This is a genomic window from Actinophytocola sp. KF-1, assembly GCF_054661535.1.
On sequence record NZ_BAAFVK010000003.1, the window covers coordinates 598,853 to 612,614 of the forward strand.

The following is a 13,762-nucleotide window of genomic DNA, read 5'->3' on the forward strand; positions in this document are numbered from 1 at the left end:
GGTGGGCGCGAGGGGGAGGTTCGTCGCGCTGTTCGTCGCCGACGTCGTGTCGGTGCTGGGCAGCAGGGTGTCGATGCTGGCGATCCCGTGGCTGGTGCTGGTCACCACCGGCAGCGCGACGAAGATGGGCCTGGTCGCGGGCGCGGAGATGCTGCCGTACGTCCTGTCGGGTGTGCTGGCGGCGCCGCTCGCGGACCGGTTCGGGGTCCGCCGCACCACGATCGTCACCGACGCGGGCAGCGCGCTGGCCATGGCGGGCATCGCGGCGGCGCCGCAGCTCGGGTTCGGCTGGCTGCTCGTGCTGGTGGCGGTGGCGGGTGCGACGCGCGGGCTCGGCGACCGGGTCAAGCACGTGATGCTGCGCCCGCTCGCCGAGGAGGCGGGGATCAAGGTCATCCGCGTGACGTCGGCGTACGAGGGGTTCTCGCGCACCGCCATGCTGCTGGGCAGCGCGGCTGGCGGCCTGCTCATCGCGTGGGTCGGCCCGCTCGGCGCGATCTGGGTGGACGCGGCGTCGTTCGCGTTGTGCGCGCTGGTGGTCGCGGTGCTGGTGCGGCTGCCGGAGGACGCGTTCCCGAAGCAGGCGCCCGAACGCTACTTCGTCGCGCTGCGCGGCGGTTTCCGCGTGCTGTGGCGGGACGACCTGCTGCCCAGCATGATCGTGATGTTGTTCGCGCTCAACATGTTCAACCAGGCCGGGATCGCGGTGTTCATCCCGTTGTGGGTGGACGAGGTGCTGCACACGCCGGAGGCGCTGGGGCTGGTGCTCGGCACGTTCGCGGGCGGTGCGGTGCTCGGCAGCGTCGTGTTCACGGCGATCTCGCCGAAGCTGCCGATGTACCAGACGTTCATGCTCGGCGCGCTGCTCGCGGGCGCACCGCGGCTGCTGGTCCTGGGCCTGACCCACGACGTGGTCGTGGTCTGCGTGGTGACGTTCCTGTCCGGTGTCGCGATGGCGGCGGTGAACCCGGTGGTCGGCGCGATGCTGTACGAGCGGGTGCCACCGGAGCTGCAGACCAGGGCGTTCGGGGTGTGCACGGCGGTGACGTTCACCGGCATCCCGATCGGCGGTGTGCTCGGCGGCCTCGCGGTGACCGGGCTGGGCATCGACCCGGCCATCCTCGTGGCGGGCGTGCTGTGCCTGCTCGCCACCGCGGCGCCGTGGGTGTGGTCGTGGCGCCGGGGCGCGGGCGCGGCGGTGGAGCCGCCGGTCGCCCGCGTCGGCGAGGCCGGGTGAGGGCTCCCGTGTCAGTTCGGCCACGCCGGGGAGCGGCCGAGGAATCCGAGCATGCGGTCGGCGACGGGCGCGTCCGCGGGCACGTCGACGCGGTAGCCGAACGCGGTGCCGGGGCCCCAGATCTTGGGCGAGTCCAGGGGCCAGCCCGCCCCGATCGCCAGCACGGCCGCGCACGCCTCCTCGTCGAGCCCGGGATCGGCGCCGATCGACACGGCGACGTCCCAGCCGTGGGTGAGGTAGTCGATGAAGTGCATGCCGACGGCCTGACCAGCGGGTACGTCCCCGTACCCGAGGATGGCGAAGGTGCCGGTCAGCGGCTCGACGGACGCGAAGGCCTCGTTGACCCGCTTGGCGGACGCGGCGAACTCGCCGACGGGGTCGGTGACGTCGACCCCGTCCCAGACCTCGGCCCGCGGCGGTTCACCGAGCGCGGCGGCGGCGAACCCGTTGTTGTTGCCGACCATGTGCCGCAGCAGGTCGGCGACGGTCCAGCCCGCGCAGGGTGTCGGCAGACCGAGCTGGTCGGGCCGCACCTGTTCTACGATCGCCGTCGTGGTCGCGAGCACGCGGCGGCCGGGTTCCCGCAGATCCCGCAAGTCCATGGCAGTCACCGTCTTCCTGGCCCGCACCGGGCCCCGATCCGGATCCTCGTGAGTTGACATGTGCACCTTCGCTGAGTCGCAAGACCCCTACTGCCTGCGCGAAGGGGAGAGCGCGAGACTGCTCGCCGGCCACCCGTGGCGCCGGTTCGCCGTGCTCGGCGACAGTGTCGCGGAAGGCCTCGCCGAACCGGTACCCGGCTACAGCGAGGTGCAGCTGGCCGACCGCATCGCGGCGGAGTTGCGCGCGCACGCGCCCAGCCTCGAGTACCTGAACCTCGGTCACCGCGGCCTCCGCACCAGGGAGATCCGCGAACGCCAGCTCGCCCCGGCACTGGCCTTCCACCCGGACCTGGCGATGGTGGTGTGCGGCGGCAACGACGCGTTCCCGGCGACGTACCGCCCGGACCCGGTAGCGGACGAGCTGCGCGCGATGGTCGTCGCGTTGCAGGAGGCGGGCGCGGACGTGATCACCGTGGGTTTGTACAACGTCTCGTACTCCCCGTCCACGGAGATCGCGGACTGGCTGCGCCCCGGCCTGCGCAAGCGGATGCAGACCCTGTCGGAACGCACGAAGGCGATCGCCGAGGAGCGGGGCACCCTGCACCTGAACCTGACCGCCCACCCGGCCGCGACGGACCCGGGCCTGTACAGCAGCGACGGCCGCCACGGCAACGCCCGCAGCGACGCCATCGCCGTGGCGGAGGCGGTGCGCATGCTGGGCGCCCACCTGGCGGCCACCCGCCACGTCAGTCGTCCGTGAGCAGCAACCCGCTGGTCAGGGCACCCTGGCCGAGGTTGACGATCGAGCCGGAAGCCGCGTCCGGGACCGCGAACCGCAGGTAGGCGCCCGCGGCGTGGCCACCGAACAGGTAGGGCGCCACGCAGTACGGCACCTCCGCCGACCGCTCCTCGCCGGTCGCCATCTCGACGAACCGCATGTCGAGCCGGTCCACGGGCACGTACTCCTGCAGGAGGTGCCCGCCCGCGGCCACCGCGGCCCGCAGCGCCGACGCCCACTGTTCGTCGGTGACCTCGCGGCCGACCACGACACCGGACCCGCCGTAGGTGCCGGTCGGCTTCAGCACCAGGTCCTCCCGGCGTCCGTCGACACCGGTCTCGACCAGCCGCGTGCGCGGCACGTGCGCACGCACCAGCTCGGCGTCCGAGGGGGACAGCGCGTCGACGTCCTCCCACAACCACGCGAACGTGGCCTTGTTGGCGAGCAACCACGTGGCGGACGGCGTGAACATCCGCGTGGCCCCGGCCCGGAGCGCGGCGACCAGCGCGTCGTACCCGTCGCCGTGCGGCACGTCCTGCGGGATGAACATCCGCAGCACCGAGTCCAGCGCGGTCTCCCCCGCCCACAGGCGACCGTCCGAGAAGGTCAGCCACTCCAACGGGTACACGACGACGTCCAGCCCGGCCGCCCGCCCCCGGTCGCGCACCGGTTCCAGCAGCTTGATCAGCGTGTGCCCGTCCTGCGTGTCCGGGTAGTCGCTCCCCATGTGGAACAGGATCACCGACGTGGCCCCCGAAGCGAGCCCCAGCTGCGCCCGCATGGCGTGGAACCGCGTGTCCACAGCGGACTCCGGCACCGACAACGACACCGGCAGACCGGCATAGGCGGCGAGGAACCGCCGGGCGATGCCGTCCGAGTCGAACGCACCACCCAGCGCGCTGTCCACGTTGCACTCGACGAACTTCGGCACCCCGCCGGACATCAGCACGTCCGGCCGCACCGCCACGATGAGGTCGTCGGTCAGCGGGGCGGACTCGTCCAGGAACTCGATCAGCCCGGCGGGCACCCCGAGCCGCTCCCGCAACTCCCCCACCGTCGACGCGCGCCGCCTGCACGCGTCGAGCACCAGCCCGGCGAGCCGCGCGGTCAGCGACGTCAGCTCGTCGTAGGCGGCACGCGTCATCACCGGCGACCGCAGCGGCCGCCACTGCTTGTTCTTCGTGGCGACACCCTCGTAGATGCCCGCCCAGTTCGCCCTCCCGCGTTCGATCATGGCGGTCCGGACGTCCTCGTCCAGCCCTTCCCATGCCCCCGAGATCGCTGTCATGACTACCTTTCCTTCACCGTGAGGTTGACGGCGGCCGCCAGCTGCGCCCTGCTGGGCTGGGTCGCCCGGTCCAGTTCCAGCGAGAACGGCAGCACCGCCCCGTCCGGCCGGGTCACCCGCACCGGCGGCGCCGTGAGCCGCACCCGTTCCGACATCGTCGCGATCACCTCGCCCGCGATGCCGCAGGTGCGGTTCGAGTCGTCGATCACCACGAGCCGCCCGGTCCTGCGCACGGACGCGGTGAGCCCGTCCCAGTCGAACGGGTAGAGCGTGCGCGGGTCGAACACCTCGACCGACACACCGCTGCCCGCGAGGTCGTCGGCCACGGCGAGCGCGTCGTGCACGTGCTGCCCGACGGCCACGACCGTGACGTCCGAGCCCTCCCGGCACACCCGGCCGACGCCGAGTGGCACGGGGGCGAGCGTCGCGTAGTCCACGTCCTCGCGGACGCCGAGCGCGGCCGACGGCGCGAACACCACCACCGGGTCCGGGTCCTCGATGGACGACCGCAGCAGCCCGTAGGCGTCGGCAGGCGTGGCGGGCACGACCGTCTTCACGCCGACGTGCGCGAACAGGCTGTACGGGTGGTCGGAGTGCTGCCCCGCCCACCCGGTGCGCGAACCGGAACCCGGCACGACGTAGGTGACCGGCACGTGGCACTGCCCGCCGGTCATCAGCGAGAACTTGTGCGCGTGGTTGGTGATCTGCTCGAACGACAGGAACAGCAGCGCGGGGATCTGGAACTCGATCACCGGCCGCATCCCGGCCATCGCGGCGCCGGTGGCGAAGCTCGTGAACCCCTGCTCGGACAGCGGGGTGTCGAGCACGCGGTCCCGGCCGAACTTCGTGACCAGCCCGGTGGTCACGTTCGACGCGGCGACCCGCACGTCCTCGCCGAGCACGAACACCGTCTCGTCGGCGGTCATCGCGTCGGACAGCGCCCGGTTGAGCGCCTTCTGGTAGGACAGCCACGGCATCAGACATCACTCCCCGGGCGCGGGGTCAGCCCGCTCGCGTACAGGTGGTCCAGCGCGGTGACCGGGTCGGGGAACGGGCTCTCCAGCGCGAACGCGACCGCGGCCGCGAGCACCGCCTCCACCTCGTCGTCCACCGCGGTGCGGACGGCGTCGTCGAGCCGGGCGCCCTGGACGTCGACGGGGTCGCGGGACCGGATGGCCGCGAGTTCCTCGTCGGTGCGGTACCGCAGCCGCACCTTGTGCTCGAACGTGTGGTGGGCGTCGAAGCGCTGCGTGCGGCACTCGAGGAACGACGGCCCGTCGCCCGCCCGTGCCCGCGCCACGGCCTCCTCGGTGGCCGCGAGCACGGCCTCCGCGTCCTGCCCGTCCACGACGGACGCCGGGATGCCGAACGCCTCGGCCCGCCCGGTGATGCTGCCCGCCACCGCCTCCTCGACGCGCATGGTGGTGGCCCAGCCGTTGTTCTCGCAGACGAACACGACCGGCACCCGCCACAGCGCGGCCAGGTTGAACGCCTCGAGCAGCATGCCCTCGTTGACCGCGCCGTCACCGAAGAACGTGGCCGCCACGACCGGGGTGCCCAGGCGCTGCCGCGCCCACGCGGCGCCGGTCGCGATGGCGCCGGCGGCGCCGACGATGGCGTTGGCGCCGAGGATGCCGACGCCGAAGTCCGCCGCGTGCATGGAACCGCCGCGGCCCTTGTTGAGGCCGGTGGCGCGGCCGGTCAGCTCGGCCATCATCCGCGCCGGATCGGCGCCCTTGGCCAGCACGTGGCCGTGCCCGCGGTGGGTGCCGGTGACGAGGTCGTCGCGCCCCAGCGCGGCGCAGACCCCGGCGGCGACGGCCTCCTGCCCGATGTAGGGGTGGATGCCGCCGACGATGTCGCCTGCGCGCACCAGCTCGATCGCCCGCTCCTCGAACCGGCGGATCAGCCGGATCGTCCGGTACATGTCCACCGTTGTGTCCACTGTGGACGTCATCGCGGCGCCTCCGCCCGCACGGCTCGGCCGACACCCGTCGGGGTGCCCGGTTCGATCGCGGCCTGCACGGCCACCTCCTCGATCGCCAGCGCCAGCGCGGTCATCTCCGCGCGGCTGAAGTATCGCCGGTCGACGGACAGGACCAGTTCGACCGCGTCCGGTGGGTCGTCGACCTTCAGGTACAGCTTCATCTTGGAGAGGTTGGGGTCCTGTCTCCAGGAGAACGCGCTGTCCGCGAGCGCGGCCCTGATCTCCTCCGCCGTCGGCGGTGTGACGCCGGCGTGCACCCGGTCCCGTTGCCTGCGGTCGTTGTAGAAGCAGGACAGGTCGAGTTCCTCGCCGCGTTCGCGCTCGATCCGCGCGATCCGCTCCACCTGCTCGTAGGCGTCGTAGTAGGCGTTCATGTACGCGGCGAGCGCCTTGCCGGTCACGGCGGCGACCACCTCCCCCACCGTCTGACCCGCCACGTCGAACACGAACGGGGTGACCTTGAGCAGTGCGCTGACCGAGTCGGCGAGCCCCGGCCGGAACCGGTTGCTCACCAGGATGGTCGTCACCAGCGGGCTGACGCCGGTGACGCGCCCGGCCCCGACGAGGAACGCGGTCAGCAGCGCGGGCGAGTCGTCACAGTGTTCCCGTGCGGCGACCGCCTGGAGTGCCATGGCGATGGCGCGCGACCGGTACCGCACGACCTCGTACCGCGGCTCGCCGTCGTACCGCGGGGGTCCGAACAGGCCCGCGGGCGCGGCGCGCAGCACCTGCTCCAGGTACCGCAGCGACCGGTCGTTCTGCCTGCGGCCGGCCGGGGACGCCTCCCGTGCGGCCTGTTCGAGCGGGGTGAGCGCGGTGACCGGGCCCGCCGCCGCACCCGTCACGGGGTCACGCGCGCCGATGTCCGCCGCCAGCGCGCTCAACCCGAACGCGTCGATCGACGTGTGCAGGATGACCGTGACGACGTGCGTGACCACGTCGTCGACGACCACGGCGGCCATCCGCACCGGCCACTCGGTGCCGTAGTCGAACAGCACCGTCTGCCAGTGCTCGGACAACGCGTCGGCGACCGCCCTGGGCTCGTCGTCCCCGGCGGCCACCACGAGCAGCGGGATCTCGCCGCTCGCCGTGACCCGCTGCCGCGGCGGGCGGTCCTCGCCACGCAGGACGAGCGTGGTCCGCAACGCCGCGTGCCGCGACACCATGAAGCCGAGCATGTCGGCGACCGCCGCGACCGTGGTGCCGGGATCGGCGTCGGCGACGTACGCGACCGTCTTGGAGTTCCCGGAGTCCACGATGGACTGCCACAGCCCGAGCTGCCCGAACGCCAGCTCGCCCTCGCCCGCGCCGTCCCCGGCGAACGGGACCAGCACTCGTTCGGTCACCGCACCGAGCGGCACGGCGTCCCGCGCCACCACGGACGTCATCGGCCCGCCTCCACCAGGGTGGCACCGCTGGTCACGGGCTCGTCCGGGGTGAGCGCCGCCGCCACGCCGGCCTCCTCGACCGCCAGCACGAGCGCCCGCATGTCCTCACGGGTGAAGTACCGGTTGTCGGCCGACAACGTCAGTTCGACGTCCCCGGACTTGTCGTCGACCTCCAGGTAGAGCTTCGTCTTCGGGATCTCGGCCTCGTGCGGCCAGGTCAGCTCGCTGTCGGCGAGCGCTGCCCGGACCTCCTCCGCCGTCGGCGGCGCGACACCCGCGTGGACGCGGTCGGCCTGCCGGTGGTCGTTGTAGTAGCAGCCGAGGTCGAACACCTCGCCGCGTTCGCGCTGCACGCGTTCGACGACCTCGTCCTGGTCGTAGGCGTCGTAGTAGGCGTTCATGTACGCGCTCATGGTCTTGCCCGCCGCGGCGCGCACCGCCTCCCCCACGGTGAGCCCGGCGACGTCGAACGCGAACGGGACGATCTTCATCAGCGCGCTGACCGAGTCCGCGTAGCCGGGCCGGAACCGGTTGCTCACCGTCATGATCGTCAGCAGGTTCGTCACGCCGGTGACGCGGGCGACCCCGGTGAGGAACGCGCCGAGCAGTGCGGGCGAGTCGTCCATCCGCTCCCGCGCGGCGACCGCGTGGATGGCCAGCCGCAGCGCCTTCGACCGGTAGCGCAGGATGTCGTGGCGGCGCTCGCCATCGTAGCGCGGCGGGCCGAACAGGTGCGCGGGCGCGGTCCGCAGGACCTTCTCCAGGTAGGCGAGCGACCGCGCGTTCTGCCGCTGTCCGGCCGGGCTCGCCTCCCGCTCCGCCTGCGCCAGCGGCGCCAGCGCGGTGACGGGCCCGGCCGCCGCGCCCGTGACCGGATCGCGGGCGCCGATGTCGGCCGCGAGTGCGCTGAACCCGAACGCGTCGATCGAGGTGTGCAGGATGACGGTGACGAGGTGGGTGACCACGCCGTCGACCACCACCGCCGCCATCCGCACCGGCCACTCGGTCCCGTAGTCGAACAGGACGGTCTGCCAGTGCAGCGACAGGGCCTCGGCGACCGCGGCCGGGTCGTCGTCGCCGGGCGACACGACCAGCAGCGGGATCTCCCCGCTCGCGGCGACCCGCTGCCGGGGCCTGCGCCCGTCCCGCAGGACGAGCGTGGTGCGCAGCGACTGGTGCCGCGACACCATGAAGCCGAGCATGTCCGCCACGTCCTCGACGGTCGTGCCGGGCTCGGGCCGCGCCACGTAGGCGACGGTCCGCGACACGCCCTTCGCGAGCGTCTGCCACAGGCCGAGCTGACCGAACGTCAGTTCCGCCTCGCCTTCGCCATCGCCCGAGAACGGGACGAGGACCCGGTCCACCACGGCACCGCGTGGCACGTCGTCACGCCGCATTGCCTGCCACCTCCCGTTCCGGGTCGATCTGCCGCGCGGCGGCCGCGACGGCGGGTCCGATGAGCAGTCCGACGGCCGCGAACACCCCGGCCAGCACGAGCCAGCCGAGCACACCCTGTTCGACCACGCCCGCGGTGATCAGCGCCGGGCCGGCCATGAGCGCGGCGGCCGACCCGAGCCAGTACACCGACAGGTACTCGCCCTGCCGGTCCCGCGGCGCCAGCGAGTAGGACACCGACAGCCTGCCCGCGAAGTGCCACAGCTCGCCGAAGGTGAGCACGACGGTCGCGACGACGACGGCGACCACCGCGCCGACCGGGCCGAGCGGCGCGGAGATCGCGAGCACGGCCACACTCGCCGCGAACGCCAGCGCGGCCCGGCGCAGCGCGCGGACGCCGCCCTCACGCGTGTCACTCCCCCGGCTCAGCCGCACCTGCAACAGCACGACGAGCACGGTGTTCACCACCATGAGGGGCGCCACCACGGCGGGTGGGGCGTCGGTGCGCGTCGTGACCCACAGCGGGATGCCCAGCGTCAGGATGGTGCTGTTCAGCACCAGCACGGCGTTCAGGCCGACGACGGCCAGGTACCTGCCCTGCCGCAGTGACCGCGGCCACCCGCGTGCGGTCTTGCGGTCGGGCGGGTCGTCGGCGAGCAGCGGCACCTTCGCCAGCAGGAACCCGGCGAGCAGGAACGTGGCGCCGTTGCCGAGCACGATGACCAGGAACGCGGGCCGGGTGCCGACGACGAGGATCACGGTGGCGAACAGCCCGCCGATCGAGAAGCCGATGTTGTAGACGACGCGCATCACGGCCAGCAGCCGCATCCGCTTGTCCTTGCCGATGTGCCGGTCGACGTACATCTGGCTGACCGGGTCGATGGACCGGGTCGCGACGCCGACGAACGTGGACACCACCAGGAAGGAGACGAAGTCGTGGACGAACGCGTACCCCACGAACCCGACCCCGCGCCAGTAGTGCAGCAGGATCGACGCGGCCCGGGGGCCGATGCGGTCGGCGAGCATGCCGATGGGGGTGAGCATGACCAGCCCGCAGCCGTTGGCGATGGTGAGCCCGATGCCGACCTCGGTGGTGCTCAGCCCGGCGCTGAGGGTGAAGAACACCGCGAACCCCGCGATGTACAACCCGGTTCCGATGGCGTCGACCAGGCCGATGAACACCAGCAGCCTGCTCTCCCTCGGCACGTCGAGACCGGGAAGGCGCATCGGGCGGAACCCCTTTCTGCGACGCCGGGTGCACCGGCGCATGATGTTGGGGGTGTGCGGGGACGGCTGTCGCGTTCCCGCACACCCCGGAAGGCCTCAGCGGCCCGGTCTTCAGGCCGGCTTGTCCTCGATCGGCTTGTCCTCGATCATGAACTCCGGCTTGTCCTCGATCATGAACTCGGGCTTGTCCTCGATGAGGGCGGGCTTGTCCTCGATACGCATCTGAAAATCACCTCCGTTCCCCTGGCACCTGCTGTCCGTTCTGGACACTCAGTGGGCCGCTCCGGTGGCCACCTTCCTGGTGATCCCGGTCGGCGCGGCCGGCTCGAGCGCGGCCTGCACGGCCGCCTCCTCGATGTTGCGCATGATCGTCGCCATGTCGGACCGGTCGAAGTACCGCCGGTCGACCGACATCACGAACTCGATGGCGCCGGGCGGGTCGTCCACGTTGAAGTAGATCTTCCGCCGCGGCATGCTGATCTCCGGGTCCCACGACAGGTAGCTGTGCGCGAGCGCCGCGCGGATCTCGTGCGCCGTCGGGATCTCCGCGCCGAGGTGGCTGCGGGTCTGCTGCCGCCGGTCGTTGTAGAAGCAGGACAGGTCCAGTTCCTCGCCGCGTTCCCGCTCGACCCGTTCGATGACCTCGTCCTGCTCGTACGGGTTGTAGTAGGCGTTCTTGTACGCGTTGATCGCGCTCGCCGCGGCCCGCGACACCGCGTCGCCCATGGTCGTGTCGGCGACATCGATCATGTACGGGCTCAGCTGGATCAGCGCGCTCACCGAGTCGGCGAGCCCCGGCCGGAACCTGTTGCCCACCATGAGCATCGCCATCACCGGGTTCACGCCGGTGAACCGGGCGAGACCGACGGCGAAGCTCGCGAGCAGCACCGGCGAGTCGTCGATCTTCTCCCGCGCGGCGACGGCGCGGATCGCGAGCAGCGTGGCGGGCGACCGGTAGTGGATCATGTCGATCCACCGCTCGCCGCCGTACTTCGGCTCGCCGAAGCGGCTCGCGTCGATGGTCCGCAGCACCCGCTCCAGGTACTTCAGCGACGCCGCGTTCTGCCGCTGCCCGGCCGGGCTCGCCTGCCGCGCCGCCTGTTCCAGCGGCTGCAGGGCGGTGACCGGGCCCGCGTCCGGACCGGCGGCGACGTCGGCGGCCAGCGCGCTGTGCCCGTAGGCGTCGATGGACGTGTGCAGGATGACCGTCACCACGTGGGTGAGCTCGCCGTCCTTGCGGATCGCGGCGAGCCGGATCGGCCACTCGGTCCCGTAGTCGAACTCCTCGTGCTGCCAGCGCTCCGACACCGCCTCGGCGACCAGCGCCGGGTCGTCCGCACCCGCGTCGACGACGGTCAGCGTGACCTCACCGGAGGTGTGGCAGCGCTGCCGGGGCGGCGCGTCCTCGCGCAGCACCAGCGTGGTGCGCAGCGCCTGGTGCCGGGACACCATGAACCGCAGCCGCGCGGCCACGTCGTCGACGGTCGTTCCCTGCTCGACCTCGCCGACGTGGAACACGGTCTTCGACATCCCGGAGGCCTCGATCGACTGCCACAGCCCGATCTGCCCCCACGTGAGGTCGGCCTCTCCCTCCCCTTCGCCGTGGAACGGCACGGCGATGCGGGCCACGACCTCGCCCTGGGGCAATCTGTCCTCATCCGGCATGTTCGGGTTCCTCTACTGCCTTGGGGTGTGTCTTCTCGATCTGGGCGGCCGCCGCCTCGACCGCGGGGCGGATGAAGAGCCCGGCGACCACGAAGACCGCGGCGAGGCCCAGCCAGGCGAACGCGCCGCGCTCGACGACCCCGATCGTCACGAGCGCGGGGCCGACCGTGTACATCGCGGCGGTGCCGAGCGAGAACACCGCCAGGTACTCCCCCTGCCGGTCCCGCGGCGCGAGGTCGTAGGACACGCTGATCCCGCCGGCGACCTGGAACAGCTCGCCGAACGTCAGCAGCACCATCCCGGCCACGAGGAGCACGACGGTCACGGCCGTCGGCGTCTCGCCCGCGAACGCGACCACCGCGGCGCACCCGGCGAGCGACAGCGACGCGAGCCGCAGAGCGCGGACACCACCCTCGCGGGTCTCCGTGCCCCGGCTGAACGGGACCTGCAGCAGGATCACGAGGACCGTGTTGAGCACGATCAGCGGCCCGACGATCAGCGACGGCGCCGACGTGTGCTCCGTGATCCACAGCGGGATGCCGATCGACAGCAGCGGGATGTGCAGCACGAACACCGCGTGCAGTGCCGCGACCCCGAGGAACCGGCCCTGCCGCAGCGACGTCGGCCAGCCACGCACGGTGCGCCGGGTCGGCGTGTAGTCCGCCATCAGCGGCACCTTCGCCAGGAGGATCCCGGCGAGCACGAACGTGAGCGCGTCGCCGATGACGATCGCGAGGAACGCCTCCCGCGTCCCGATCGCGATGATCACGGTGGCGAGCAGCGCGCCGAGCGTGAACCCGACGTTGGCGACGACCCGGAACGCGGCCATCACCTTGGTCCGCAGCTCCTTGCCGATGTGCCGGTCGACGTACATCTGGTTGACCGGGTCGACCGCGCGTGCCGGTATGCCCACCACCACGGCGACGACCAGGAACGTGACGAAGTCGTGCACGAACGCGTACGCGAAGAACCCCGCCGCGCGCCAGAAGTGCAGCAGCACCGCGGCCGGCCGCGGCCCGATGCGGTCGGCCAGCATGCCGAGCGGGGTGAGCGCCACCAGCCCGCACAGGCCGGCGACGGTGAGGCCGATGCCGACCTCGGCGATGGAGAGCCCGGCCCCCCGCGTGTAGAACACCGCGGCCCCGGCGATGAACAGCCCGGTACCGGTCGAGTCGATCAGGCCGACCACGACCAGCAACCCGCTCTTCGCGGGCAACCCGAGCCACGGTATGCGCATGGGGTGACTGCTCCTTCACGTAGAATGGCCGGGAGAGCGTGCGGGGGCGGGTGTCGCCGCCCCCGCACCGGCCCTCTCGCGGGAGGGCCGCCACGTCTCTCGGCACGAGAGAACTAGCTGCTTTCAGCAGCGCTGTTTCAGTCCTTGACCGCCATGTCCGCTACACCTCCTCCCGTTCCGGTGCACCGGCCGCCACCGCGAGGGCGGTCGGCCGGGGGCTTCTCTCGAGCCCGGCCACGCACAGGTAGCCGAGCCCGGGGTCGTAGTCGGCGAGCACCAGCAGTCCGCCGGGTTCGCCGTCGTTCAGGCGGGCCCACAGCCCGGTGTAGGGCAGCCCGTCCGGTGGTCCGTCCACTCCGGACCCGAGGACGAGCCGCACGTCGTCGCGCGGTCCGGACAGTTCGGCGATGTCCGCGGCCAGCACGGCGTCCACCGCCTCCGCGGGCAGGTCGACGTGCTGGCGCACGCTGACCGGGGACGGGCCCCGCTCCAGCAGCAGCGCCACCGCCGAGTGCCGGTCCGGCACGGGTGCGTCCGCCACCAGCGGGTAGGGCACCGCGGTCTGCTCGGCCACCACCAGCACGGCGCGGTCGACGTCGTGGTCGGCGATCAGCCGCAGCGCGGTGAACGCCGCGGCGACCCCCTGGTCGCACACCGCGAACCCGTGCGGCCTGCCCGGGCAGCGCGCCGCGAGGTGCAGCGCGGTGTTGCGACCGGGCTGCACGTCCGGCACGCCGTAGGCCAGCACCAGCAGGTCGACCGGCTCGTCCGCCGAGGTGAGCGCCGCGATCGCGGGTTCCGCCAGCTCGGCGTACGCGTGCCCGGTGCCCAGCTCGTCCTCGCGCACCGCGAGACCCCTGGTCCCGGCGAGGTCGCCGAGGTAGGTCCGCAGCGCGGGGTGCGCGGCGAGGGCGGAGTGCCCGTCGTCGGTGTGGTGGGCGAGCGCTCTCAGGTACAT

General features: G+C 72.4%; 12 protein-coding genes. 2 read left to right on the forward strand and 10 right to left on the reverse strand.

What is annotated here, in order from left to right:
• Nucleotide 1 precedes the first annotated feature (1 nt).
• Nucleotides 2–1,237, forward strand: coding sequence for an MFS transporter (locus ACYQ77_RS12480; RefSeq protein ID WP_459710533.1), 1,236 nt, complete (start codon nt 2–4; stop codon nt 1,235–1,237).
• Between the two features lie 11 nt (nt 1,238–1,248).
• Here ACYQ77_RS12480 and ACYQ77_RS12485 read toward each other — a convergent pair whose 3' ends face one another.
• Nucleotides 1,249–1,839: a TIGR03086 family metal-binding protein gene (locus tag ACYQ77_RS12485; RefSeq protein ID WP_459710534.1), complete on the reverse strand. Its 591-nt coding sequence runs from the start codon at nt 1,837–1,839 to the stop codon at nt 1,249–1,251.
• Between the two features lie 58 nt (nt 1,840–1,897).
• On the opposite strand from ACYQ77_RS12485, the gene ACYQ77_RS12490 reads away from it, so the two are divergent.
• A complete protein-coding gene (locus tag ACYQ77_RS12490) occupies nt 1,898–2,599 on the forward strand; it encodes an SGNH/GDSL hydrolase family protein (protein ID WP_459710536.1) in 702 nt (233 codons plus the stop codon).
• Here the strand turns inward: ACYQ77_RS12490 and ACYQ77_RS12495 are convergent.
• From ACYQ77_RS12495 to ACYQ77_RS12535, 9 genes are all read right to left on the reverse strand, one after another.
• A complete protein-coding gene (locus ACYQ77_RS12495; RefSeq protein WP_459710538.1) occupies nt 2,586–3,905 on the reverse strand; it encodes a hypothetical protein in 1,320 nt (439 codons plus the stop codon). The genes ACYQ77_RS12490 and ACYQ77_RS12495 overlap by 14 nt on opposite strands.
• Before the next feature lie 2 nt (nt 3,906–3,907).
• A complete protein-coding gene (locus ACYQ77_RS12500) occupies nt 3,908–4,882 on the reverse strand; it encodes an alpha-ketoacid dehydrogenase subunit beta (RefSeq protein WP_459710540.1) in 975 nt (324 codons plus the stop codon).
• The gene (locus tag ACYQ77_RS12505) at nt 4,882–5,862 is read right to left on the reverse strand and encodes a thiamine pyrophosphate-dependent dehydrogenase E1 component subunit alpha (protein ID WP_459710542.1); all 981 of its coding nucleotides are present in this window, start codon (nt 5,860–5,862) and stop codon (nt 4,882–4,884) included. The genes ACYQ77_RS12500 and ACYQ77_RS12505 overlap by 1 nt, the downstream gene beginning before the upstream one ends.
• Entirely contained in the window at nt 5,859–7,280 is a 1,422-nt protein-coding gene (locus ACYQ77_RS12510; protein WP_459710544.1) for a condensation domain-containing protein, read from the reverse strand. Before ACYQ77_RS12510 ends, ACYQ77_RS12505 begins: the two co-directional genes overlap by 4 nt.
• Nucleotides 7,277–8,677, reverse strand: a complete 1,401-nt coding sequence (locus tag ACYQ77_RS12515) for a condensation domain-containing protein (protein WP_459710546.1) — start codon at nt 8,675–8,677, stop codon at nt 7,277–7,279. Before ACYQ77_RS12515 ends, ACYQ77_RS12510 begins: the two co-directional genes overlap by 4 nt.
• On the reverse strand, nt 8,667–9,902 hold the full coding sequence (locus ACYQ77_RS12520) for an MFS transporter (RefSeq protein WP_459710548.1): 1,236 nt from the start codon (nt 9,900–9,902) through the stop codon (nt 8,667–8,669). The genes ACYQ77_RS12515 and ACYQ77_RS12520 overlap by 11 nt, the downstream gene beginning before the upstream one ends.
• 270 nt (nt 9,903–10,172) lie before the next feature.
• A complete protein-coding gene (locus tag ACYQ77_RS12525; protein ID WP_459710550.1) occupies nt 10,173–11,567 on the reverse strand; it encodes a condensation domain-containing protein in 1,395 nt (464 codons plus the stop codon).
• Entirely contained in the window at nt 11,557–12,804 is a 1,248-nt protein-coding gene (locus ACYQ77_RS12530) for an MFS transporter (RefSeq protein WP_459710551.1), read from the reverse strand. Before ACYQ77_RS12530 ends, ACYQ77_RS12525 begins: the two co-directional genes overlap by 11 nt.
• A gap of 160 nt (nt 12,805–12,964) precedes the next feature.
• The gene (locus tag ACYQ77_RS12535) at nt 12,965–13,762 is read right to left on the reverse strand and encodes a hypothetical protein (RefSeq protein WP_459710553.1); all 798 of its coding nucleotides are present in this window, start codon (nt 13,760–13,762) and stop codon (nt 12,965–12,967) included.

What these genes read in the sequence shown, in the direction of transcription:
- ACYQ77_RS12515 (WP_459710546.1), bottom strand. Translation starts at nt 8,677, where the DNA reads ATGCGGCGTGACGACGTGCCACGCGGTGCCGTGGTGGACCGGGTCCTC.
- ACYQ77_RS12530 (WP_459710551.1), bottom strand. Translation starts at nt 12,804, where the DNA reads ATGCGCATACCGTGGCTCGGGTTGCCCGCGAAGAGCGGGTTGCTGGTC.
- ACYQ77_RS12535 (WP_459710553.1), bottom strand. Translation starts at nt 13,762, where the DNA reads ATGTACCTGAGAGCGCTCGCCCACCACACCGACGACGGGCACTCCGCC.
- ACYQ77_RS12525 (WP_459710550.1), bottom strand. Translation starts at nt 11,567, where the DNA reads ATGCCGGATGAGGACAGATTGCCCCAGGGCGAGGTCGTGGCCCGCATC.
- ACYQ77_RS12505 (WP_459710542.1), bottom strand. Translation starts at nt 5,862, where the DNA reads ATGACGTCCACAGTGGACACAACGGTGGACATGTACCGGACGATCCGG.
- ACYQ77_RS12510 (WP_459710544.1), bottom strand. Translation starts at nt 7,280, where the DNA reads ATGACGTCCGTGGTGGCGCGGGACGCCGTGCCGCTCGGTGCGGTGACC.
- ACYQ77_RS12500 (WP_459710540.1), bottom strand. Translation starts at nt 4,882, where the DNA reads ATGCCGTGGCTGTCCTACCAGAAGGCGCTCAACCGGGCGCTGTCCGAC.
- ACYQ77_RS12520 (WP_459710548.1), bottom strand. Translation starts at nt 9,902, where the DNA reads ATGCGCCTTCCCGGTCTCGACGTGCCGAGGGAGAGCAGGCTGCTGGTG.
- ACYQ77_RS12495 (WP_459710538.1), bottom strand. Translation starts at nt 3,905, where the DNA reads ATGACAGCGATCTCGGGGGCATGGGAAGGGCTGGACGAGGACGTCCGG.
- ACYQ77_RS12490 (WP_459710536.1), top strand. Translation starts at nt 1,898, where the DNA reads ATGTGCACCTTCGCTGAGTCGCAAGACCCCTACTGCCTGCGCGAAGGG.
- ACYQ77_RS12485 (WP_459710534.1), bottom strand. Translation starts at nt 1,839, where the DNA reads ATGGACTTGCGGGATCTGCGGGAACCCGGCCGCCGCGTGCTCGCGACC.